The 21,669-nt window shown below is 66.1% G+C and carries 23 protein-coding genes; 16 read left to right on the top strand and 7 right to left on the bottom strand.

The features are described from left to right. Window positions 1-42: 42 nt before the first annotated feature. Genes ABQE44_RS20170 through ABQE44_RS20145 form a run of 6 tightly spaced genes read right to left on the bottom strand, consistent with a single transcriptional unit; the run spans window position 43 to window position 6,483 of the window. On the bottom strand, window positions 43-1,002 hold the full coding sequence (locus ABQE44_RS20170) for a TIGR03564 family F420-dependent LLM class oxidoreductase (protein WP_448431528.1): 960 nt from the start codon (window positions 1,000-1,002) through the stop codon (window positions 43-45). A gap of 9 nt (window positions 1,003-1,011) precedes the next feature. After that, window positions 1,012-1,758 carry a hypothetical protein gene (locus tag ABQE44_RS20165; RefSeq protein WP_448431526.1) on the bottom strand — a complete coding sequence of 249 codons (747 nt, stop codon included), beginning with the start codon at window positions 1,756-1,758 and terminating at the stop codon, window positions 1,012-1,014. Next, window positions 1,755-2,678, bottom strand: a complete 924-nt coding sequence (locus ABQE44_RS20160) for an NAD-dependent epimerase/dehydratase family protein (RefSeq protein ID WP_448431524.1) — start codon at window positions 2,676-2,678, stop codon at window positions 1,755-1,757. Before ABQE44_RS20160 ends, ABQE44_RS20165 begins: the two co-directional genes overlap by 4 nt. Before the next feature lie 31 nt (window positions 2,679-2,709). Beyond that, a complete protein-coding gene (locus ABQE44_RS20155; RefSeq protein ID WP_448431522.1) occupies window positions 2,710-4,497 on the bottom strand; it encodes a nitric oxide reductase activation protein NorD in 1,788 nt (595 codons plus the stop codon). Then, window positions 4,494-5,315, bottom strand: coding sequence for a CbbQ/NirQ/NorQ/GpvN family protein (locus tag ABQE44_RS20150; RefSeq protein ID WP_448431520.1), 822 nt, complete (start codon window positions 5,313-5,315; stop codon window positions 4,494-4,496). The genes ABQE44_RS20155 and ABQE44_RS20150 overlap by 4 nt, the downstream gene beginning before the upstream one ends. 1 nt (window position 5,316) lies before the next feature. Continuing rightward, window positions 5,317-6,483 (bottom strand): spirocyclase AveC family protein, encoded by a 1,167-nt coding sequence (locus tag ABQE44_RS20145; RefSeq protein WP_448431518.1) that lies wholly within the window; start codon window positions 6,481-6,483, stop codon window positions 5,317-5,319. A gap of 103 nt (window positions 6,484-6,586) precedes the next feature. Between ABQE44_RS20145 and ABQE44_RS20140 the strand changes: the two genes are divergently transcribed. The 5 genes from ABQE44_RS20140 to ABQE44_RS20120 all read left to right on the top strand — a co-directional run bounded on the left by ABQE44_RS20140 (window position 6,587) and on the right by ABQE44_RS20120 (window position 10,684). Then, window positions 6,587-7,189, top strand: coding sequence for a TetR/AcrR family transcriptional regulator (locus tag ABQE44_RS20140; protein ID WP_448431516.1), 603 nt, complete (start codon window positions 6,587-6,589; stop codon window positions 7,187-7,189). Between the two features lie 168 nt (window positions 7,190-7,357). Further along, on the top strand, window positions 7,358-8,623 hold the full coding sequence (locus ABQE44_RS20135) for an aromatic ring-hydroxylating oxygenase subunit alpha (protein ID WP_448431514.1): 1,266 nt from the start codon (window positions 7,358-7,360) through the stop codon (window positions 8,621-8,623). Between the two features lie 4 nt (window positions 8,624-8,627). After that, on the top strand, window positions 8,628-8,957 hold the full coding sequence (locus tag ABQE44_RS20130; RefSeq protein WP_448409088.1) for a hypothetical protein: 330 nt from the start codon (window positions 8,628-8,630) through the stop codon (window positions 8,955-8,957). Then, window positions 8,954-10,210 carry a metal-dependent hydrolase family protein gene (locus tag ABQE44_RS20125; RefSeq protein ID WP_448431512.1) on the top strand — a complete coding sequence of 419 codons (1,257 nt, stop codon included), beginning with the start codon at window positions 8,954-8,956 and terminating at the stop codon, window positions 10,208-10,210. The genes ABQE44_RS20130 and ABQE44_RS20125 overlap by 4 nt, the downstream gene beginning before the upstream one ends. Window positions 10,211-10,231: 21 nt before the next feature. Then, window positions 10,232-10,684 carry a MarR family winged helix-turn-helix transcriptional regulator gene (locus ABQE44_RS20120; RefSeq protein ID WP_448395384.1) on the top strand — a complete coding sequence of 151 codons (453 nt, stop codon included), beginning with the start codon at window positions 10,232-10,234 and terminating at the stop codon, window positions 10,682-10,684. A 7-nt stretch (window positions 10,685-10,691) separates the two neighbouring features. Here the strand turns inward: ABQE44_RS20120 and ABQE44_RS20115 are convergent, their stop codons facing one another. After that, window positions 10,692-11,279 carry a TetR/AcrR family transcriptional regulator gene (locus ABQE44_RS20115; protein ID WP_448431510.1) on the bottom strand — a complete coding sequence of 196 codons (588 nt, stop codon included), beginning with the start codon at window positions 11,277-11,279 and terminating at the stop codon, window positions 10,692-10,694. Window positions 11,280-11,481: 202 nt separating this feature from the next. Here ABQE44_RS20115 and ABQE44_RS20110 point away from each other — a divergent pair, with 202 nt between their 5' ends. The 11 genes from ABQE44_RS20110 to ABQE44_RS20060 all read left to right on the top strand — a co-directional run bounded on the left by ABQE44_RS20110 (window position 11,482) and on the right by ABQE44_RS20060 (window position 21,620). Continuing rightward, window positions 11,482-13,707: an acyl-CoA dehydrogenase family protein gene (locus ABQE44_RS20110; protein ID WP_448431508.1), complete on the top strand. Its 2,226-nt coding sequence runs from the start codon at window positions 11,482-11,484 to the stop codon at window positions 13,705-13,707. 24 nt (window positions 13,708-13,731) lie between these two features. Next, window positions 13,732-14,940 carry a thiolase family protein gene (locus ABQE44_RS20105; protein ID WP_448431506.1) on the top strand — a complete coding sequence of 403 codons (1,209 nt, stop codon included), beginning with the start codon at window positions 13,732-13,734 and terminating at the stop codon, window positions 14,938-14,940. 2 nt (window positions 14,941-14,942) lie between these two features. Further along, the gene (locus ABQE44_RS20100; protein WP_448395354.1) at window positions 14,943-15,353 is read left to right on the top strand and encodes a Zn-ribbon domain-containing OB-fold protein; all 411 of its coding nucleotides are present in this window, start codon (window positions 14,943-14,945) and stop codon (window positions 15,351-15,353) included. Between the two features lie 54 nt (window positions 15,354-15,407). Beyond that, a complete protein-coding gene (locus ABQE44_RS20095; RefSeq protein WP_448395353.1) occupies window positions 15,408-16,421 on the top strand; it encodes a 2Fe-2S iron-sulfur cluster-binding protein in 1,014 nt (337 codons plus the stop codon). A gap of 31 nt (window positions 16,422-16,452) precedes the next feature. Continuing rightward, window positions 16,453-17,196: an SDR family NAD(P)-dependent oxidoreductase gene (locus tag ABQE44_RS20090; protein ID WP_448395352.1), complete on the top strand. Its 744-nt coding sequence runs from the start codon at window positions 16,453-16,455 to the stop codon at window positions 17,194-17,196. A gap of 30 nt (window positions 17,197-17,226) precedes the next feature. Then, window positions 17,227-18,498, top strand: a complete 1,272-nt coding sequence (locus tag ABQE44_RS20085; RefSeq protein ID WP_448395351.1) for an aromatic ring-hydroxylating oxygenase subunit alpha — start codon at window positions 17,227-17,229, stop codon at window positions 18,496-18,498. Window positions 18,499-18,500: 2 nt separating this feature from the next. Continuing rightward, on the top strand, window positions 18,501-18,836 hold the full coding sequence (locus tag ABQE44_RS20080; RefSeq protein WP_448395350.1) for a hypothetical protein: 336 nt from the start codon (window positions 18,501-18,503) through the stop codon (window positions 18,834-18,836). 14 nt (window positions 18,837-18,850) lie between these two features. Continuing rightward, a complete protein-coding gene (locus ABQE44_RS20075; protein ID WP_448431504.1) occupies window positions 18,851-19,696 on the top strand; it encodes a TauD/TfdA dioxygenase family protein in 846 nt (281 codons plus the stop codon). 124 nt (window positions 19,697-19,820) lie between these two features. After that, on the top strand, window positions 19,821-21,131 hold the full coding sequence (locus ABQE44_RS20070) for a cytochrome P450 (protein ID WP_448431502.1): 1,311 nt from the start codon (window positions 19,821-19,823) through the stop codon (window positions 21,129-21,131). Then, window positions 21,128-21,319 carry a ferredoxin gene (locus ABQE44_RS20065; RefSeq protein ID WP_448395347.1) on the top strand — a complete coding sequence of 64 codons (192 nt, stop codon included), beginning with the start codon at window positions 21,128-21,130 and terminating at the stop codon, window positions 21,317-21,319. The genes ABQE44_RS20070 and ABQE44_RS20065 overlap by 4 nt, the downstream gene beginning before the upstream one ends. A gap of 16 nt (window positions 21,320-21,335) precedes the next feature. Next, window positions 21,336-21,620, top strand: a complete 285-nt coding sequence (locus ABQE44_RS20060) for a DUF1330 domain-containing protein (protein WP_448431500.1) — start codon at window positions 21,336-21,338, stop codon at window positions 21,618-21,620. Window positions 21,621-21,669 lie beyond the last annotated feature (49 nt).

Here is a 21,669-nt window from a genome sequence, read left to right as displayed (position 1 = left end):
GCGTTGCAAGTAGTTGACGTCTGTCTAACTATCGCTGGGGACTTAGGCGAACTCCGCGGCCAGCGACGCGACGAATTCCTGGGTGCGGCGACGGGATGCCTGGCGTTGCGGGGCGGTCTCGCCGAGCGGCACCACCCTGGCGGCCAGGTCGGTGACCCCCGCATCGCGGTAGCGGCGTAGCCGCGCCAGGACCGTGGCTTCGTCGCCGGCCGCCATGGTGTCCCCGACGTCGTCGGCGTCGCCGTGCTCGAGCAGCCGGACATAGTTGGGGGAGAAGTCGGCATGGCCGAGTACCTCGCTGGCGTGGGCCCGGGCCTCGTCGACATCTCGCTCGGGGCACAGCGCGACGGGTACGCCGGCGACGACGCGAACTCCGCTGCGCCCGGCGGCCGCTGCCGCCTCGGTGATGCGCGGGACGACGTAGTCACCGATGGCCCGTTCGTCGGCCATCCACAGGATCGTCCCGCCGGTGCGCTCTCCTGCGGTGCGCAGCATCGCCGGGCCGAGCGCGGCCACCAGCAGCGGGACCGCGAACGCGTCGGTGACGTCGAGGGGACTTTTGACCTGGAAACTGTCGTTGGTCACGACGACCTCGCCGGGTCCGGCGAAGGCCGCCTGCAACACGTCGAGGTAGTCGCGCACCAGCCCCGCCGGCCGCTCGTAGCCGAGCCCGAGTTGGTCGGTGATGATCCAGTGATGTGACGGGCCGATACCGAGCGTGAAGCGTCCCGCGCACGCCATCTGGGTGGTCAGTGCCTGCTGCGCCATGATGAGCGGGTGGCGGGTCTGGATGGGCACCACAGCGGTGCCGATCTCGATCCGTTCGGTGGCTGTGCCGAGAAGCGCGACGGCCGTCAGCGCGTCGAGGTAGCCGGGCACCTGCGGGATCCAGAACGACGCGAAACCGTCGCTCTCCGCGGTCTTTCCGTCATCGAGCAGGCCGCTCAACCGGTCGGCGCGGGACCTCTCCTTGTCCGAGCCGATCATCAAGCCGATTCTCATGTCCACTCCCTACGGCAGATAGCGGTCCCATTCGTACGGCACGACCGGGTAAAACGGTGCCGCCAACAGCGGTTCGATATCCCCGTCGCGCCAGCGTTGCTCCAGCGCCGGACGCATCCGTTCAGCGACGCGTACCGGATCCTCGTCAAGAAAGCAATACGAAATCGTCTGGCCTGCACGAGCGTTGGCTAAATCCGTGCTGACCGAATGCGAGGCCGCTGACCAGACACCGGCCACACCGTGCACGTCGACCAATCCGGCCGTTGCCGATGCGTTCGTTTCGACCACCACATAGACTCCGCGGACCGGCCACCACGGCAGCACGTCGGCGCCGACTTTGACGCGCGGCGCAGCCACTTTGGCGCACACGGTGTAGACGCCGCGCTGTACCGGCGGTAACAACGGCAGCTTGCGATCGGCGTCACCCAGCGCTGTGGACAGTTCGTTGAACCCCTTCAGCCCGGCCCGGTCGGTGAAGAAGTAGGTCATCACGTGGTCGATGGCGTCGAACCGTTCGTGGGTGCAAGCGCGGGCGGCGCGGCAGGCCGGTGTCGACACCAGTCGCAGCGACGCGCGCACCGCCGACAGGCGGTGCTGTTCGGGCCGGTGGTCCAACGTGTGCCAGCGCAGGTACTCAGCGTCTGCCCCGTCGGGATGGCGCCTCGCCTTCGAGACGAACAAGGTGGTGACGTCACCGCGTCCGGTGGTGAGCACACCGTCGACTTGGTCTGACGGAATACCGGGCAATGGTTTCACAAGCGTTCTTCCGAATCTGCTGGGGTCAACCTGATTTCGGGATGCCGAGCGACAATCATCCGGCGAAACCCGTCGCGCCACGGAACCTTCGTTGGCCCGAGTATTTCGTGCATGCGGGTGACGTCGGGCCACAGCGGTGTGTGGGCCTCGGGGCTGTAGGTGAAGGCCGGCTCGACGCCGACGAGTGTGCCCATGTAGGTGCAGTATTCCTCGGCGCTGACCGTCTCGCTGCCGGCCCAGTTCACCACCACCGGCGGCGTGTCCGCGACTTCCATGGCCCTGATGCCGAGCGCGACGTAGTCGTCCTCGTAGATCGGGTTGTAGTTGTTGGGTTGGTCGGGGTGGAGCCGAATTGGCTTGCCCGCCAGTATGGTCTCGAGGCGGTCCGCAGGCGCACCGCCTTCGGGTCCGTAAGTCGAACAGATGCGGATGATCGTCAGCGGGATCCGGTGCTGTGTGGCGATCCAGGTGCACACGGCTTCGGCGGCGACCTTGGAGAAGCTGTAGGTGGAGCGCGACGGTACACCCGGCGGATCCGACTCGGTCAAGGGACGCCGGCCCTGATAGCCGTAGATCGACCCCGTCGAGCAGTACACGAAACCCTTTGCCTCCCGGCACCGATACAACAGGTCACCGGTGTGCTGTGCGTTGGTGGCGAGGCAGGTGGCCCAATCGCCGGTGCCGTCGTCGACGGCAGCGTGGAATACGTAGGTCAAATCTTCGGGCAGCGAGGAGAAGTCACCGGTGCTCATATCCAGCGCAACCGGCGTGACGCCTGCGTCGACTAATCGGCTGCGGTCAGCCGGATCGCGCAACCGTGCCGCTCCAAACACCTGGTTGTAGTGGGCGAGTGCCCGCGCGATGGGGAAGGCGATCTTCCCTGTCGCGCCGGTGATGAGGATCTTCTCGCCGGAGAGCATCCCTTAGTCATAGCGCACCGCGGCTCAAATGTTAACTACTTGATACGTTGCCGGTGCGCAGTTCAAGTCCGGTGCCCACGTGGGTGCTCCGCTGCGCGGGCCGTGGAGCGGCGAGTTCGCGCAGCGCCGACAGGAACAGGTCGTCCATCTGTGGGCTCAGATCGTTCAGCCGGGCGGCGCGAGCGTGGCTTGCGGAGCCGAAGACTCTTTCAAGCGCCTCTGCGCCGGTGGTGGTGCTGAGCGAAAGACACAGACACGCAACACCATCCAAGCGCAGCTCTTCGAGCGACTTGTGTGCGTCGGCTTCGGCGTAGCGGCCCTCGTAACCCGGATCGTAAGGGTATCCGTCAGACAGGACGAGCAGCAGCCGGTTCGGGGTGCCCGACTCGGCTTTGAGTATTTCGCCCGCGCCCCGTATCGCCGCACCGAGGCGGGTGTAGTTCGATGGTTGCAGTTGGTTCAGTCGGGCGCGGCTGAGCGCGTTGAAACGCTGATCGAAGGTCTTGATGGCGGGCAGATGCACGGCGTGGCGGCCCTCGGATCGGAAGCCGTACACCGCGACGCGGTCGCCGAGGTCTTCGAGCGTGGCGGCCAGGGTGGCTGCGGCACGCCGCTGGTGGTCGTGGACGGCGAGACCCTGCGGATCGGCGTCGGTGGCCGATCCCGACGCGTCAACGAGGATCAGCACCCCGAGGTTGCGGGCCACCTTGCGGCGTTCGACGTAGACGTGTTCGGGCGGTGAATAGCCGCACCGCAGATCGATGGACAGATCGACGAGCGCCTCGATGTCGAGTTCATCGCCGTCTGCGCGGCGCCGCAACACTTTTGTTCCGAGACCGATGCGGGACAGCCGACGACGGAGCACGTCGTCGTGCGCGACGCCGGCACCGGACACGTCGGCGCGCGTCGTCAGCGGATACTCGATGACGCGGCACCATTCGGGTCGGTAGCGGTTCTTGTAGACGTCCCACTCGGGGTGCAGTGCCCCGCCGACGCCGACGGCCGCACCCGGATTGCCGTCGTCGGTGAAATGGATCCGGCGGGGCAGCGGCCGGGCTTGCTGGCTCGCTGCGCGCGCCTGCCGGACCGAGCCGACGGGTACCTTGCCGCCGCCGGAACTGCTGGAGGAGGACCGCGCGCTGCCGAGCAGTTTGCGCAGGAACTCACCGACCGCTTCGGAGTTGAACAACGGGTTGTCGAAGAGCTTGAGGATCTTGCTTTCCTCGCCCTGCTCGTCGTCGTCCTCGTCAGCGTCGTCTTCGGGTTGGGCAGCTTTGATCGAGTCGATCTTCAAGCGCAGGTCATCGTCGGTGCCCGGCTCACCGGGGCGCGCAGAAGGTTTGGATAACCGGGCGGGTTTGATGACACCGAACCACTCCGGTGGACTGCCAACTCTGGCTCGGCCCCTCGCCATTTCGAGTGACTCGGCGGCTGACGTCGTGCTGGAGGACCCGTCGATATCGAAGGTGGCGGCAAGGGGCAGACGACACGCCAGCTCGGCGAGTGCCCGGCGCCCTTCGATCGCTAGGTACCGACGCGCAAGTGAGGGCCGCCCCCGTAACGGCTTGACCAGGTTCGCGTCGAGGCTGCCCGCGCCCAGCAGCGCGGCCTGTAACACCACTTCGCGGCGTTGCTCGGCGGGGGAGCGACCCGCCGAGACGAAGATGGTCTGCCCGTCGGTGTATGCGGGCTGACCGGCCGGCGCCTCCGCGAGGTCGAGTAATCGACTGGAGGCGAACGCGGCGAGAAACCGAAAGCATTCGGGCCCTGTCGGGGCGAGCGAAGCGACGGGATATGACCCCCGATCGGAAGCAGTCACGTCCGCGGTAGCACGGCGTCGACGAGCTCGCCGAGCGCGCGGATGAGATCGCGGTCGTCGGAGAGCGCCTCGACGATGGCCGCCTGGACGGCCCGGCGCAGGCTGAGCCCTTCGGCGACGAGCTCGCCGGTGAGGATCAGCATGCGCGTCGACGATACTTCGCCCAGCGGTGAGCCATCGATGTTGCGGATCGCGTTACCGACCGACACCAGGACCCGTGCGGTGTCTGAGTCGATACCGGCTTCGTGCGCAACGATCTCGGTTTCCACTTCCGGTGGCGGGAAGTCGAGTTCGATGGCGATGAACCGCTGTCGCGTCGACTCTTTGATGTTCTTCAACACGCTCTGGTAGCCGGGGTTGTAGGAGATCACGAGTTGAAACCCGGGTTCGGCCAACAACGTCGTGCCGAGCCGGTCGACCGGGAGCTCGCGGCGGTGGTCGGCCAGCGGATGGATGACCACGGTGGTGTCTTGACGCGCCTCGACGATCTCGTCCAGATAGCAGATGGCGCCGGTGCGCACCGCCCGGGTCAGCGGACCGTCCACCCATACCGTTTCGCCGCCCTTGAGCAGAAAGCGGCCCACCAAATCTGCCGACGTCATGTCTTCGTGGCCCGCGACCGTGATGAGATCGCGGCCGAGTTCGTGGGCCATCGCCTCGACGAACCGGGTCTTACCGCAGCCGGTCGGGCCTTTCAGCAGCACCGGCAGCCCGCGCCGGGCGGCGGCGCGGAAAACCTCGGCCTCGTCGCCGACCGGACGGTAAAACGGTGCTGCCGGGCGGCTTTCGACCGTCGCGGATTGGTTGTTGGCCGACACGTCATTCGCTCCGTTCGTGCGGCACGACCGCCGGCATCTCCACACCTTCTGGCAGCACGAACTCGCCGTCGGTGTTGATGTAGCCGGAGTGCCTGGTGGGGAAGGGCAGGTTGGGGTCGGGGCACGGCCGGTCGGTGCCGTCGCCGCACAGGCCCGAGGTGAAGTACGAGCGCTTCTGCACGTCTTCGGGCCACGGGTCGGCATGGGTCGCCATGAACTGCGCCGGAATGATGTAGAAGACGAAGAACGATGCGCTGATCGCGGCGAAGATCGCCAGGAAGCGAACCAATTGTTGGGTGGCGAAACCGCCACGGACGTTGTCCAATCCGCGTTCGACGACCGTGCGACCGCGGTCGTCGGTGAAGAAGCGCAGGCAGCACAGCGCGGCCTGCACACCGCCCCACATGAATCCCTCGTAGATCGGCCACTGGTAGTAAGTGCCCGCGTTGATGGACAGCGACTGGATGGCGCCCGGGAAGGTGTACATGCCCAGTGGCATCAACACCAGGCCTTCCATCACGAAGTCGAAGACGAAGCCGAACACGGCCGCGACGGCGATCAGTCCCCTGGTGCCGATGTTCGGCCAGCGTTGCTGGGCCTTGCGCATGACCCAGCAGCCGAAGATCGTGCACAGCAGGACACCGAAAGCGTAGCCGGAGACGTTGATGCCCAACGGTTCCGCGACTTGCGCGCCGGGCCGTTCGGGCGACAGCCAGCCCGGGACGTGCGGCGCCCACGAGCCCATGTTGAAGGCCCAGGCGTTGTAGGTGCACCAGGTGTTGATGTAGTTGAGCAGCGGGTCCTGGAAGAAGAACAGCCCGGTGGACACCATGATCATGCCGTCGAGGGTGATGCGGCGTTCGCGCCGCCACGGCCGGATGATGAACCACCAGATCGCGACCGGGAAGAGCACCGGCGAACCGATCTGCCACATCATCAGGGCGACCTTCATGAAGGTCGGCGGGTCTGTCGGACCGGGATCGACAGGCGTGAAGTAGGGGCCGGTGATCCAGCGGATCCACACGTAGATCTGGAAGACGAGGATCAGTCCGCCGAGCGTGGCCCAGATCTTGACACGCTTGGAGGGCCGCGCCGCCGGCTCCTCGAGTCGACCGACGATGCTCAGTGACTCGGTGGCGGGGGACTTCTTGTCTGACAGTTCGCTCACGACGCCTCCTCGGCGCGCCTCGGCAGCGCGACTCGAGTGAATATACCGATGAGTATCTGGAGAACTCAATGGTTTCTCAGAAACTATGTGGCAGACTCTCGTCATGGTCGAGCGGTGGACGCGGGAGCGGCGACTCGAGCACACGCGTTCGCTGTTGTTGGACGCCGCGGAGAATGTGTTCGGCGAAAAGGGGTTCACCGCAGCGACTCTGGACGACATTGCGTTTGCGGCGGGCTACACCAAAGGCGCCATCTACAAGCACTTCGCCACCAAAGAGGAGCTCTTCCTGGCCGTCAGCGACCGGTACTGGCGGCGCTACTTCGAAAACTTCGCCGAGGTGATGTCGGCGGCCGAGCAGGTGGGTGCGCGCGAGCGCGACGACATCGCCACCCGGTGGCGTCAGCTCAGTCGCGACCGCGGCGCCGAGCACGCCGCACTCGGTCACGAGTTCACGCTCTATCTTTTGCGCAACCCCGAGGCGCGGGACCGCGTGGCTGCCAAACGCTCGGAGGTGGTCGAGAAGTTGGCGAAGTTCATCGTCGACGGTGTCGACAGGCTCGGGGGGACGGTGCTGATTTCGCCGATGACGCTGGCTCGAGTGCTGATCGCCACCAGTGACGCCATCGTGCTCGGCAGCGAACTCGACGACGTCGACCTCTACCGGCCGATCGTCGATATGTACGTCTCGGCGATCAAGCTGCCTTGAACCCTGCCTTCGCCCGCCGATTTCTGCACGAGGGCTGTGATATCGCCGAATCACAACCCTGGTGTCGATTTCGGTGAAGCTGCCGTCGCTGCCGCCGCTGTATCAACTACTTGCGATTGCGGTGGGGAGCAGATACCGTCGGCATCGTCGCGTGGACAGGAGAAGCCAATGGCCCGATTCCCCAAACCTCCCGAAGGCAGCTGGACCGAGCACTATCCGGAGTTGGGTACCGAACCGGTGTCCTACGACGACTCGATCAGCCCCGAGTTCTACGAGGCCGAGCGCCAGGCGATCTTCAAGCGGGCCTGGCTCAATGTCGGCCGCGTCGAACAACTTCCGCGCAAGGGCAGCTACTTCACCAAGGAAATCAAGGTCGCCAACACGTCGATCATCTTGGTGCGAACCACCTCTGGTGAGGTCAAGGCGTATCACAACATCTGTCGTCACCGCGGCAACAAGCTGGTGTGGAACGACATGCCGCTCGAAGAAACCAGCGGCGTCTGCAGGCAGTTCACCTGCAAGTACCACGCGTGGCGCTACGACCTCGACGGCAACCTGACGTTCGTGCAGCAGGAAGGCGAGTTCTTCGACCTCGACAAGAGCCGCTACGGTCTGGTCGGCGTGCACTGCGACGTGTGGGAAGGCTTCATCTTCGTCAACTTCGCCAAGCAACCCGAACAGTCGCTGCGTGAGTTTCTCGGCCCGATGATCCTCGATCTCGAGGGCTATCCGTTCGACAAGTTGACCACGAGGTTCACCTATCGCTCGGAGATCGGAGCGAACTGGAAGCTCTACATGGATGCGTTCCAGGAGTTCTACCACGCACCGGTACTGCACGCGAACCAGTCGCCCACCGCGTACTCCAAGGCCGCGGCCGAAGCCGGTTTCGAGGCACCGCACTACCGCATCGAAGGTCCGCACCGACTGGTCAGCACCTCTGGTGTGCGGGCCTGGGAGATGTCCGAGGAGATGCGCAAACCGATCGAGGACATCTGCCAGAGCGGGCTGTTCGGGCCATGGGACAAACAGGATCTCGGTGAGATGCCAGCGGGCCTGAACCCGGCGAAATGTGATCCGTGGGGCCTGGACTCGTTCCAGCTGTTCCCGAATTTCACGATGCTGTTCTGGGGCCAGGGCTGGTACCTGACCTACCACTACTGGCCGACGTCGTACAACACCCACATCTTCGAAGGCAACCTGTACTTCCCCGAGGCGCGCACTCCGCGTGAACGCGTCGCGCAGGAACTGGCCGCGGTGTCGTTCAAGGAGTACGGCCTGCAGGACGCCAACACGTTGGAAGCCACTCAGTCGATGATCGAGTCGCGCGTGCTCGACGACTTCCTGCTGTGCGATCAGGAGGTGCTCATCCGACACCTGCACAAGGAGACCGCCGCCTGGGTCGAGCAGTACCAACGCGAGACGGCGGGGGTGTAGTCCGATGACCGCAAAGCTGCCACCGGAATTCGCCGATCTGGAACCGTTTTCGGACTGGTGCTTGGCGACCGAGCCGGAGCGCTACGCCAAGCGGCTGGCCAGTTCGATGACCGACATGCAGGCGTTCTACGATGCGATCACTGCCCGCGCCGAGGAGGCGCTCACCTACTGCGATAAGTTCACCCTCGACGACATGCCCGAGGATGTTCTCAACCTGATGCGCCTGCTGTACTCGATGATCATGGTGTCCTTCCCGGTGGAGTGCTGGAAGCAGCCGCGGGTGCCCGATTCGGGTGCCTCGACGCTTGACTGCGTAATCGAACCCGTGCCGTGACCGACCCCGTCACCGTTCTACGGGCGCAGCGCTGGGCCGACGTCGAGACCGGTCAGGTGCGCTCACCGGCGGTGTTGGTGGTAAAGGGCGACCGGATCTCAGCGGTCAATCCCGTTGAGGAGCCCAAGGATCCGGCACAAGACATCGATCTCGGCGACGTCACCCTGCTGCCGGGGCTGATGGACATGGAACTCAACCTGCTCATCGGGGGCCCCGGCGGGCCGGAGGGTCTGCCCAGCCCGATGCACGGGGTGCAGGACGATCCGGTGTATCGGACACTGCGTGCTGCGGTCAACGCCCGCACCACGCTAGAAGCGGGCTTCACCACGGTGCGCAACCTGGGCCTGATGGTCAAGACCGGTGGCTATCTGCTCGACGTGGCACTGCAGCGCGCCATCGACCAGGGCTGGCACGTGGGTCCGCGGATATATCCGGCCGGGCATGCGGTGACCCCGTACGGCGGACACCTCGATCCCACGGTCTTTCAGCGGCTGGCCCCCGGCATCATGCCGCTGTCGGTGGCCGAGGGCATCGCGAACGGGGTCGACGACGTGCGCGCCTGTGTGCGCTACCAGATCCGCCACGGCGCCAAGCTGATCAAGGTGTCGGCATCCGGCGGCGTGATGTCGCACAGCACCGCACCCGGCGCCCAGCAGTATTCCGACGACGAGTTCGCCGCGATCGCCGACGAGGCCCACCGCGCCGGCGTGCGGGTGGCCGCACATGCGGTGGGCGACAGCGCGATTCGGGCATGCATCCGCGCCGGTATCGACTGCATTGAACACGGTTTCCTGGCCTCCGACGAGACGATCCAGATGATGGTCGACCACGGCACCTTCCTGGTGTCGACGACGTACCTGACCGAAGCGATGGCCGTCGACCGGATCGCACCCGAGCTGCGCAAGAAGGCCGAAGAGGTGTTTCCGCGCGCGCAGTCGATGTTGCCGAAGGCGATCGCCGCCGGAGTTCGCATCGCGTGCGGCACCGACGCACCGGCGATACCGCACGGCCAGAACGCCAAAGAGTTGTGTGCGCTGGTGTCTCGGGGGATGTCGCCGATGGAAGCGCTGCGGGCGGCGACCATCACGAGCGCAGAGCTGATCGAGGCCGACGACGAATTGGGCCGGCTCGCACCCGGATACCGCGCCGACGTCATCGCCGTGCCCGCCGACCCATCGCGCGACATCACGACTACGCTCGACGTGCGGTTTGTCATGAAGGACGGCCGCATCTACAAGCACGATGGGAGCTAGGTCGTGGCAGAGGATCTCGGCATGGAACTGGCCGACAACATCCTGTGGCACCTCAAGCAGGCCTGGTACTTCTCGCTGACGGCGGTCAACGACGCGGTGAGCCAGCACGGCGTCAGCACCGCACAGATCGGTGTGCTGCGTCAGCTCACCAACGAGCCGGGCCTTTCGGGCGCCGAGCTTGCGCGTCGCCTGCTGATCACCCCGCAGGGAGTGCAGCTCGCGATGAAGGCGCTCGAGCAGCGTGGTCTGGTCGAGCGCAAACCAGACCCCCAACACGCGCGGATCCTGAAGGCCTACCTGACCCCTGAGGGTCGAAAGGTGGCCGCCGCGGTGGTCAGCGACGCGATCGCCGCCCACGAGGACGTCTTCGGTGTGCTGACCTCCGAAGAACAGCGCACCCTGCGTGATCTGCTGGCACGTGTGGTGGAAAAGGGCACGGGCCACACGCTTTTCGACGACCACATCGGCGACTAACCACCGCTCAAGACACCACCCCGTCGAGGACTGTGCGGGTGATCGTCTCTGCGCGGCTGCGGCGGAAGGACCGGCCCTCGCTGAGGATGGCGTAGACGATCCCGCCGACGATCGCGTCCGCGGCGGCCTGCGCCGCCGCGTCGTCCAGTCCGGCGGCGCGCAACCGGTTCTTGACGCTGTCGTGCAACGGCACACTGAAGCCGGCATACATGCGGGCTTGGGAGTCCTCGTGTTCGAGGCCGGCGACGGTGAGGATGCGCAGCATCGCGTGCCCTCGGGCGGTGGTGAGCGTGGCCGCCAGTTTGACTGCCCACCGGCTGAGATCGGCGGTCAGATCCCCGGTGTGCTCGACGGCGCGCAAGATCTTGTCGGCGTCTTCGAGCAGCACGTCGGCGACGAGCGCGGGCCTGCTCGGCCACCACCGGTAGATGGTCTGCTTACCGACCCCGGCACGCGCGGCCACGGCCTCGATGCTGAGCCCGTCGAATCCCCGCTCGAGCAGCAGTTCCTTTGTCGCGGTGACGATCGCCACCCGAGATCTCTCGCTGCGGCGGCGTGGGGCGCGCGCTTTGGTGACCACTGAACGACTCCGCATCTGACGGCCTTTACAGATGGTGACAGCAACTACTAGCCTTTGCAAGACGAGACGGTTCGTCTCGTAAAGATGAGAGGGATCCGAGGCCCATCAGTGACGAAAAAGCTTGTCATCGGCGCAAGCGGGCTCTTGGGTTCCGACGACGACGCGTATCGATCAAGGCCATGGCGGCGATGAGTTACCCCAACAGCGAGCAGGCGCTGTGAGCCTGGCACTCACACCGGAGCAGCGCGAACTCGCCGACTCGGTCGGCCGGTTCGCCGCGCGGCGCGCCCCGATGGCATCGACCCGGGAGGCGTTCGACGCGCTGGCCAACGGCGAGCGCCCCGCATGGTGGGACGATCTGACCGCCAACGGTTTCCACGCCGTACATCTACCTGAGCGCTTCGGCGGCCAGGGCGGTGAACTGCTCGACGCCGGCTGCGTACTCGACGCCGCCGGCAAGGCGGGCCTGGCCGGTCCGCTGGTGCCGACGGTCACGGCCGGCGCGGTCGCACTGCTCGCCCGCCCGTCATCGTCGGCGCAGACCTTGCTCACCCAGCTGGCCGGGGGAACCCCGGCCGCACTGATCCTGCCGCAGCACGCAAACTTCAACGCCCGCACCGGCGACGACGGCTGGCTGGTCAGCGGTGCCTCGGAGGTGGCGGCCGGAATATGTTCTGCCGGTGTCGCTCTGGTCGGGGCCGGCACCGACGACGGCGAGACCCTGTGGGTAGCCGTTGACACCGCGCAGGCATCGGCCAGCACCCAACCCGTCGCCGGCACCGACCTGCTCACCGACATCGGGGTCCTGCGGCTCGACGACTATCCGGTCGCCGGCTCCGCGACGCTCGACGGCATCAACGCCGACCGCGCGGAATACGTCGCGGTCGCACTCGCGGCGTGTGCGGCCGCCGGGATCGCACAGTGGTGTGTCGACGCGGCGACCGAACATCTGCGCACCCGCGAACAGTTCGGCACGCTCATCGGCACATTCCAAGCGCTGCAACACAATGCCGCGATGTTGCTGGTCAACAGCGAGCTGGCCAGCGCGGCGGCGTGGGACGCCGTGCGGGCCGTGGACGAACCCCTCGAACAACTTCGGATGGCGGCGGCCGGCGCGGCCCTCATGGCGGTGCTGCCGTGCCCGGGCCTGGTGCTCGACACGCTGACGATGTTCGGGGCCATCGGCTTCACCTGGGAACACGATCTGCACGTGCACTGGCGACGGGCCACTAGCCTGGCCGGTTCGATCGGCACCAGAAGCAGTTGGGCCCGGCGACTGGGCGAGACGACCGTACATACCGAACGCGACTTCGCGGTAAACCTCGGCGACGCCGAAGAAGATTTTCGGGCACGGGTGGCCGAGACGCTGGACGCGGCCGCCGCCGAGCGCAACGACGGACCCGGAAAGCAGGGCGACTACGAGCATTTCGCCACCGGAGCGCAGCGCACGCTCATCGCCGAGGCGGGGCTCATCGCACCGCAGTGGCCCCGGCCGTGGGGCATCGACGCCACACCGCTGCAGCAGCTCATCATCGACGAGGAGTTCGCCAGGCGCCCGGGTTTGGTGCGGCCGTCGCTGGGGATCGCCGAATGGATCCTGCCGTCGATGATCCGCGCCGGCTCGACGGAATTGCAGCACCGACTGATCCCGCCGACCTTGCGGGGCGAACTCGCGTGGTGTCAGTTGTTCAGCGAGCCGGGCGCTGGCTCAGATCTGGCCGCGCTGAGCACGCGCGCCACCAAGGTCGACGGCGGCTGGCAGATCACCGGGCACAAGATCTGGACGTCGTCGGCGCATCGCGCCGACTACGGGGCGCTGCTCGCCCGCACCGACCCGGATGTCCGCAAGCACCGCGGGCTCGGCTACTTCATCGTCGATATGCGGTCGGCGGGTATCGAGGTGCAGCCGATTCGACAGGCCAGCGGCGAGACGGAGTTCAACGAGGTCTTTCTGACCGACGTGTTCGTACCCGACGAGGTGCTCCTCGGTGAGCCCACCGGTGGATGGGGGCTGGCCATCGCGACGATGGCCGAAGAGCGTTCGGCGATCAGCGGATACGTGCAGTTCGACAGGGCGGCCGCGCTGCGCCGGCTCGCGAAGTCGCAGCAGCAGACGCGCGACGACCTGGTGCGCGAACTCGGTGAGCTCGACGCCTACACGCACGCGATCAAGGCGCTGGGCGTTCGCGAGACCATCCGGCTGCTCGACGGCCAGACCACCGGCGCCGCCTCCAGCGTGGCCAAGATCGCGATGAACGAACTGTTGCGCCGCACGTTCGCCACCACGCTCGGATCGACCGGACGGCTGGCTATGGTCGCCGAATCCGATCCACCTGTCGCGCAACCGTATCTAAGGGTGCCCGCCGAACTGATCGGCGGCGGGACCAAGGAGATCCAGCTCAACATCGTCGCGCAGATGATCCTCGGCTTACCACGCAAGTAGCCGTCACCACAGCGAAGGACCACCATGGGATTACGGGGCGAAGCCGCCATCGTCGGGTACGTCGAACTGCCACCGGAGCGGATGAACAAGGCCTCACCCGCACCGTTCACGCTCGAGCAGTGGGCCGAGCTTTCGGCGGATGCGCTCGCCGATGCCGGGCTTCGGGGTGAACTCGTCAACGGGATCGTCACGTCGCATCTCGGCGAATCCGAGATCTTCGTACCATCCACCATCGCCGAATACCTCGGCGTGAGAGCCAACTTCGCTGAGCTCGTCGACCTCGGCGGTGCCAGCGCCGCGGCAATGGTGTGGCGCGCGGCGGCGGCGATCGAACTGGGATTGTGTGATGTGGTGCTGTGCGCGTTGCCGGCGCGCTACATCACGCCGATGTCGGAGAAGAAGCCCAAACCGCTCGTCGACGCGGTGTTTTTCGGCTCGTCGAGCTACCAGTACGGCTCACCGCAGGCGGAATTCGAGATCCCCTACGGCAACCTCGGCCAGAACGGGCCGTACGGTCAGGTCGCCACCCGCTACGGCGCGGTGTACGGCTACGACGAACGGGCGATGGCCAAGATCGTCGTCGACCAACGGGTCAACGCCAACCACACCGAGGGCGCCATCTGGAAGGACAAGCCACTCACCGTCGACGACGTGCTCGCCAGCCCGGTGATCGCCGACCCGCTGCGCATGCTCGAGATCGTGATGCCGTGCGTGGGCGGGGCCGCAGTTGTGCTGGCGAACGCCGACATCGCCAGGCGCACCCGCCACCGTCCGGTGTGGGTCAAGGGTTTTGGCGAACACGTGCCGTTCAAGACCCCGACCTACGCGGCCGACCTGCTGCACACCCCGATCGCCGAGGCCGCCGACACCGCGTTCGCGATGACCGAACTCGGACGCGCCGACATGGACATGGTGTCGATCTATGACTGCTACACGATCACGGTGCTGCTGAGCCTGGAGGACGCCGGGTTCTGCGAGAAGGGCGCGGGGATGAAGTTCGTCGCCGACCACGACCTGACTTTTCGCGGCGACTTTCCGCTCAACACCGCGGGCGGCCAGCTCGGGTTCGGTCAGGCCGGACTCGCCGGCGGCATGCACCACGTCTGCGACGCCGCCCGACAGATCATGGGCCGCGCCGACGCCGCCCAGGTGCGCGACTGCCACCGCGCGTTCGTCTCCGGCAACGGAGGGATCCTGTCCGAACAGACCGCCCTGGTCCTCGAAGGAGATTGACGATGACGACCTTTGAGCGTCCGATGCCGGTCAAGACGCCCACCACCGCGCCGTTCTGGGATGCGCTGCGCGAGCACCGCATCGTGATCCAATACTCGCCATCCTCGGACGCCTACGTGTTCTATCCGCGGGTCCGCGCCCCGCGCACGCTCGCCGACGACCTCGAATGGCGCGAGATCTCCGGTATGGGCACTTTGTACTCCTACACCGTGGCGCGCCGCCCCGTCGGGCCGCACTTCGCCGACGCGGTGCCGCAGTTGCTGGCCATCGTCGAATGGGACGAGGGTCCGCGGTTCTCCACCGAGTTGGTCAACGTCGACCCGTCCGACCTCGAGGTGGGGATGCGGGTGCGGCCGGTGTTCTTCGACTATCCCGAGTACGACGTCACGATGCTGCGATACGAACCCGCGTGACCGCACGAACTGGCCCTTGAGATCAATCACAAGTACTTGATACTGTGAGCGGCGATGACCGAGGAGTTTGCGCCGCTGCGCATCAAGCGGGTGGTGCGGGAAACCTGCGATGCCGTGTCGCTGGTCCTCGACGTGCCCGCCGGCCGTGCACAGAGCTTTCGTTACCGGGCCGGCCAATACGTGACGCTTCAGGTCGACGTCGGCGGCGACCGCCACCAGCGGTGCTACTCGATGTCGTCGTTCCCGAACTGCGGCGACGAACTGCAGATCACCGTCAAACGTGATCCCGGCGGTCTGGTCTCGAACTGGTTGAACGACGCCGCCGCAGCGGGTGACGAGATCTCCGTCGCACCGCCGGAAGGGCGTTTCGTCCTCGGCGAGGGCGAGCGTGATCTCGTGGCTTTCGCCGGCGGTAGCGGCATCACGCCCATCTTCTCGCTGATCGGCAGCGCGCTGGCGAACTCGACGCGCCGGATGCGCTTGTTCTACGCCAACCGCAGCCGCGAATCGGTGATCTTCGCTGCCAAGCTATCCACGCTGGCCGCGGCCAATCCCGAGCGGCTCACCGTGACACACCATTTCGACGACGAATCAGGCGTCGTCAGCCGCGCCGCAGTCGGGTCGTTCCTCGACGCGAGCGCTGATGCCGACTACTACATCTGCGGTCCTGGACCCTTCATGGACACCGCCGAACAGACCCTGCTGACATCCGGCGTACCACGCAACCGCCTGCACCTCGAGCGGTTTCACGTCGAGCCAGTGCCCGGTGACGCGGTCGCGGCTTCGGCCGAGGTCACCGAGAAGATCGTCATCGAACTGGATCGCAAGACCACCACGGCGGACTACCGGAGAGGCAACACGCTGCTGCAGACCGCGCGCATGGCCGGACTGCGTGCGCCGTCGTCGTGCGAAACCGGTTCGTGCGGAACATGTATGGCCCGCATCGTCTGCGGAAGTGCCAGGATGCTCAACAACGACGCGCTCGACGACGACGAGGTGGCCGAGGGGTGGGTACTGACCTGCCAGTCGCTGCCCACCAGCCCAACCGTTCACGTGGTCTACGAGTAGAGGTGAAAGGTCCTGCGATGGAGCGAATTCGATGAGCCGCGTGGCGGTGGTTACCGGAGGCGCTTCCGGAATGGGCGAAGCGACCTGTCATGAGCTCACCAGACGTGGTCACAAGGTCGCGGTGTTCGACCTCAACGGTGAGGCGGCCCAACGGGTCGCCGAGGACCTGCGCGCCACCGGTGCTACCGCCCACGCGCACGCGGTCGACGTCAGCGACCGCGCGGCCGTCGAGGCGGCGTTCGACAAGGTGCGCGCCGAGTTGGGGCCGGTGCACATCTTGGTCACCAGCGCGGGCGCCGTGGACTTCGCGCGGTTCACCGAGATCACCCCGCACGCCTGGCAGCGGCTGATCGACGTGAACCTCACCGGCACCTTCCACTGCTGTCAGGTCGCGGTTCCCGACATGCTCGACGCCGGCTGGGGCCGCATCGTGATGATCTCGTCGTCCAGCGCGCAACGCGGGTCACCGGGAATGGCGCACTACGCCGCCTCCAAAGGCGCGTTGCTGTCGCTGACCAAATCGCTTGCCCGCGAGTACGGTCCGGCCGGTATCACGGTGAACAACATTCCGCCGTCGGGCATCGAGACACCGATGCAGCATCAGTCGCAGGCCGCGGGGCATCTGCCGTCCAACGACCAGATGGCCGCCAGCATCCCGCTGGGCCACCTGGGCACCGGTGACGACATCGCCGCCGCGGTGGGTTTTCTCTGTTCTGACCAGGCCGGCTTCATCACCGGCCAGACTCTCGGAGTCAACGGCGGGTCGGTGATGTGATGAGGTTCCAAATGACACAGGGAGGTTCGCATGGGTAAGTGGCCTAAGCCCGCGGAGGGCAGCTGGACGGAGCACTACCCGGAGCTGGGTACCGGGCCGATCTCGTTTCGGGACTCGACCTCACCGGAGTTCTACGAACTCGAACGTGCGGCCGTGTTCAAGCGGGCCTGGCTCAACATCGGGCGCGTCGAGGAGGTGCCGCGGGTCGGCAGCTACTTCACCAAGGAGATCGAGGCGGCCAAGGTCTCGGTGATCGTCGTCAAGGGCCGCGACGAGAAGATCCGCGCCTTCTACAACGTCTGCCGGCACCGGGGAAACAAGCTGGTGTGGAACGACTATCCCAACGAAGAGGTCAAGGGCACCTGCCGGCAGTTCACCTGCAAGTATCACGGCTGGCGCTACGACCTCACCGGCGCGCTCACCTTCGTTCAGCAGGAGGGTGAGTTCTTCGACCTGGAGGCCTCGCAACGCGGGCTGCGCCCGGTGCACTGTGACGTGTGGAACGGCTTCATCTTCATCAACTTCGATCCGGAGCCCCGGTGGAACCTGCGCGAGTTCCTCGGTCCGATGATCACCGCGCTCGACGACTATCCCTTCGAGTTGATGACCGAGCGCTACGAGTTCGAGGCGCACAACAACAGCAACTGGAAGATCTTCGCCGATGCCTTCCAGGAGTACTACCACGTACCCTCGCTGCACTCCCAGCAGGTGCCTTCGGCTGTGCGGCAACCGAATGCGACGTTCGAGTGCGGTCATTTCCAGATCGACGGGCCGCATCGGCTGGTGTCCACCGCGGGCACGCGTCGATGGCTGCTGGACCCGGAGTACATGTATCCCGTCGAACGGGCCACCCGCAGCGGCCTGGTGGGGCCGTGGCACACACCGGAGACGCACTTCTCGGCCGGGTTGAACCCCGGCGGCATCGAGCCGTGGGGTATCACGAACTTCCAGATCTTCCCGAACCTGGAGATCCTGATCTACCACGGCTGGTACCTGCTGTACCGGTACTGGCCGACCTCGCACAACACCCATAAGTTCGAGGCGTACACCGCTTTTCACCCGGCCCGCACCGTGCGCGAGCGCGTCGAACACGAAGTTGCCGCAGTGGTGCTCAAGGAATTCGCCCTGCAGGATGCCGGGATGCTGGGCGGCACGCAGGCGGCGCTGGAATACGGCGTGAACGAGCCGATCGTCGACGAGTTCCCGCTCAGCGACCAGGAGATCCTGGTGCGCCACCTGCACAAGGTCGCCGTCGACTGGGTCGAGGAGTACAAGTCCGAGCGTAAACCGGTGGGGGTGTGACCATGACCGAACCCCGACTCCCCAGTGCGTTCGCCGAATTCGAGCCGTTTGCCCAGAAGTGGTGCCTGGCAACAGAAGCCGAACGCTGGGACACCCGGATGAACACCTCCATGGCCGAGATCCGGCAGTTCTACGAGGCGTTCACACCGCGCTTCGAGGAGGCGATCGACTACTGCGACAAGTTCCCGCTCGACGACCTGCCCGACGATGTGCTGAACCTGTTGCACCTCATCTACTCGATGGTCATGGTCTCCATGGCCGTCGAGATCTTCGGAACCCAGAAACCCGCCGACTCCGCTGACGCCGTCATGCACCGCGTCAGCGCGCCGGTGCCATGACGGAAAGTGCAGCCATGAGTCTGCTGACCATCAATAAGCTCACGTCCTCGGTCGGGGCCGAGGTGCCCGGGCTCAATTCCGAGACGCTGGCGTCCGACGACGCGTTCGGCGCCGCGGTGCTCGAGGCGCTCGAAGACAACGGCGTGCTGGTCTTTCCTGGCCTTCGCCTCGACCCGCAGGCGCAGGTCGCGTTCTGCCGACGGCTGGGCCAGATCGATCATTCCTCCGACGGGCACCACCCGGTCGCCGGAATCTATCCGGTCACGCTCGACAAGACGAAGAACGCGTCGGCGGCATATCTGCGCGCCACCTTCGACTGGCATATCGACGGCTGCACGCCCACCGGCGACGAGTACCCGCAGATGGCCACGGTGCTCTCGGCGCGACAGGTGGCCGAGCGCGGCGGTGAGACGCAGTTCGCCAGCGCCTACGGGGCCTACGACGCGCTGAGCGACGACGAGAAGGCGCAGTTGGCGTCGCTGTGCGTCGTGCACTCGCTGGAGGCGTCCCAGCGCCGGGTGACCCCGGATCCGACGCCCGAGCAGCTGGCGCGGTGGCGGGCCCGGCCCACCCACGAGCACCCGCTGGTGTGGACGCACCGCAGCGGACGCAAATCGCTGGTGCTGGGGGCGTCGGCCGACTACGTCGTCGGGATGGACGTCGAGGAGGGTCGGGCGCTGCTGGCTGAACTTCTCGATCGTGCCACCGGGGCCGACAAGGTGTACAGCCACAAGTGGTCGGTCGGCGACACCGTCATCTGGGACAACCGCGGCGTGCTGCACCGGGCGACGCCATACGATCCGGACTCGCCGCGCGAGATGCTGCGCACCACCATCCTCGGGGACGAACCGATCCAGTGAGCTGCCCGAGATGCTGGGCGGGTGCACAGCCCCTCGTTGACGCCGACGTCCGGCTATGGAAATCTAATACTTATCTGACGAGAATCACATTCTCAAAGGCAGAGATCGTCGAACGGAGTAGCGCATGGCGGAGGACCTCACCACGGTGGACTTCTTCCGGGACGGTCGCCTGACCGACGACCCGTACCGGTTCTACGCGGCGCTGCGCGATAAGTGCCCGGTCAGCCGCGAGGACCACTACGGCGTCACGATGGTGACCGGATGGCAGGAAGCCGTCGATGTCTACAACGACGCGGAGGCGTTCTCCTCGTGCATCTCGGTGACCGGTCCGTTCCCCGGGTTCCCGGTGTCGCTGGAAGGTCATGAGGACGGCGACATCACCGAGCTGATCGAAAGGCACCGCGACGAGATCCCGTTCAGCGACCAGCTTCCGACGCTGGACCCGCCCACGCACACCAACCACCGCGCGTTGTTGATGCGGCTGATCACGCCCAAGCGCCTCAAGGAGAACGAGGACGCGATGTGGCAGCTCGCCGACGACATCCTCGACGACTTCCTGGCGCCGGGGGAGGGCGAGTTCATCGCCGGCTTCGCGGCCCCGTTCACGTTGCGTGTCATCGCCGATCTGCTCGGCGTGCCCGAGGAGGACCGCCCCGAGCTTCTGGAACGGCTGGCGCGCGGCACGCACGGCAGCGGTCTGGGCAACGCCGACAAGACGCTGGCCAAGACGCCGCTGGAATACCTCTACGACGTCTTCGCCGAATATGTCGAGGACCGTCGGGCCAACCCCCGCGACGACGTGCTCACCGGGCTGGCGACCGCGAACTTCCCGGACGGCACGGTGCCCGAGGTGGGTGACGTCGTGCGGGTGGCCACCAACGTGTTCTCGGCCGGACAGGAAACCACGGTGCGGCTGCTGAGCACCGCGCTGAAGGTGATCGGCGACAACCCGGACATCCAGCGCAGGCTGCGCGAGGACCGCAGCCTGCTGCCGAACTTCATCGAGGAGTGCCTGCGCATCGAAAGCCCCGTCAAGGGCGACTTCCGGCTGTCGCGGGTGCCGACCACCGTCGGCGACCAACCGCTGGGCGCCGGCTGCACGGTGATGGTGATCAACGGTGCGGCGAACCGGGATCCGCGCCGGTTCTCCGACCCCGACGCCTTCGACCCCGAGCGCAAGAACGCCCGCCAGCACCTGGCGTTCGGCCGCGGCATCCACAGCTGCCCGGGTGCACCGCTGGCCCGTGCGGAGACCCGCGTCGGGCTCGAGCGGCTGTTGGACCGCACCACCGACATCCGGATCAGCGAGGCCCAGCACGGCCCCGCGGGCGAGCGGCGGTACAACTACATCCCGACCTACATCCTGCGCGGGCTCACCGAACTGCATCTGGAGTTCGATGTGGTGAAGGGCCCGGAGGAGGAGTCAGCCGGATGAGAGTCGCCGTCGACGAAGACCGCTGCGCCGGTCACGGTATGTGCCTGACGCTGTGCCCCGAGGTGTTCCAGATGACCGACGACGGCTGGGCCGTCGCGGATCCGGCCGAGGTCCCCGCCGGACTCGAAGAGGCCGCCAAGGACGCGATTCAGAATTGTCCGGAACAAGCGATCAGCGAGATCGACTGACCAATAAGGAGTTTCAGTGGCCAAGGCTTATATCGTCATCACCGAGGACGTCAAGGATCCGGCCGGGATGGCCGATTACGGCAAGGTGGCCAGCCAGACGATGGCTGCCGCCACGGTGCTGGCGTTCGACCAGAAGGCCGAGGTGATCGAGGGCACCTGGCACGGCACGCAGACCGTCCTGCTCGAGTTCGAGTCGGAGGAGGCGGCCAAGAAGTGGTACTACTCCGACGAATACCAGGCCGCCGCCAAGCTGCGCCAGGCGGCGGCCGACTGCAACGGCGTCATCCTCCACGGCATGTAGTTTTCTTCCGTGAGCAGACGCGAACACCGCCTAAACGTAAGCAAATTGG

It is taken from the genome of Mycolicibacterium sp. XJ2546 (assembly GCF_053483195.1).
The sequence above is the reverse complement of the archived record's forward strand: the minus strand, read 5'-3'. Positions and strand labels throughout refer to the sequence as shown.

Excerpts from the sequence above, each read along its gene's own strand:
- ABQE44_RS20170 (WP_448431528.1), bottom strand. The coding sequence starts at position 1,002 with ATGAGAATCGGCTTGATGATCGGCTCGGACAAGGAGAGGTCCCGCGCC.
- ABQE44_RS20160 (WP_448431524.1), bottom strand. The coding sequence starts at position 2,678 with ATGCTCTCCGGCGAGAAGATCCTCATCACCGGCGCGACAGGGAAGATC.
- ABQE44_RS20140 (WP_448431516.1), top strand. The coding sequence starts at position 6,587 with ATGGTCGAGCGGTGGACGCGGGAGCGGCGACTCGAGCACACGCGTTCG.
- ABQE44_RS20135 (WP_448431514.1), top strand. The coding sequence starts at position 7,358 with ATGGCCCGATTCCCCAAACCTCCCGAAGGCAGCTGGACCGAGCACTAT.
- ABQE44_RS20130 (WP_448409088.1), top strand. The coding sequence starts at position 8,628 with ATGACCGCAAAGCTGCCACCGGAATTCGCCGATCTGGAACCGTTTTCG.
- ABQE44_RS20120 (WP_448395384.1), top strand. The coding sequence starts at position 10,232 with ATGGAACTGGCCGACAACATCCTGTGGCACCTCAAGCAGGCCTGGTAC.
- ABQE44_RS20115 (WP_448431510.1), bottom strand. The coding sequence starts at position 11,279 with ATGCGGAGTCGTTCAGTGGTCACCAAAGCGCGCGCCCCACGCCGCCGC.
- ABQE44_RS20105 (WP_448431506.1), top strand. The coding sequence starts at position 13,732 with ATGGGATTACGGGGCGAAGCCGCCATCGTCGGGTACGTCGAACTGCCA.
- ABQE44_RS20100 (WP_448395354.1), top strand. The coding sequence starts at position 14,943 with ATGACGACCTTTGAGCGTCCGATGCCGGTCAAGACGCCCACCACCGCG.
- ABQE44_RS20095 (WP_448395353.1), top strand. The coding sequence starts at position 15,408 with ATGACCGAGGAGTTTGCGCCGCTGCGCATCAAGCGGGTGGTGCGGGAA.
- ABQE44_RS20090 (WP_448395352.1), top strand. The coding sequence starts at position 16,453 with ATGAGCCGCGTGGCGGTGGTTACCGGAGGCGCTTCCGGAATGGGCGAA.
- ABQE44_RS20085 (WP_448395351.1), top strand. The coding sequence starts at position 17,227 with ATGGGTAAGTGGCCTAAGCCCGCGGAGGGCAGCTGGACGGAGCACTAC.
- ABQE44_RS20080 (WP_448395350.1), top strand. The coding sequence starts at position 18,501 with ATGACCGAACCCCGACTCCCCAGTGCGTTCGCCGAATTCGAGCCGTTT.
- ABQE44_RS20075 (WP_448431504.1), top strand. The coding sequence starts at position 18,851 with ATGAGTCTGCTGACCATCAATAAGCTCACGTCCTCGGTCGGGGCCGAG.
- ABQE44_RS20070 (WP_448431502.1), top strand. The coding sequence starts at position 19,821 with ATGGCGGAGGACCTCACCACGGTGGACTTCTTCCGGGACGGTCGCCTG.
- ABQE44_RS20065 (WP_448395347.1), top strand. The coding sequence starts at position 21,128 with ATGAGAGTCGCCGTCGACGAAGACCGCTGCGCCGGTCACGGTATGTGC.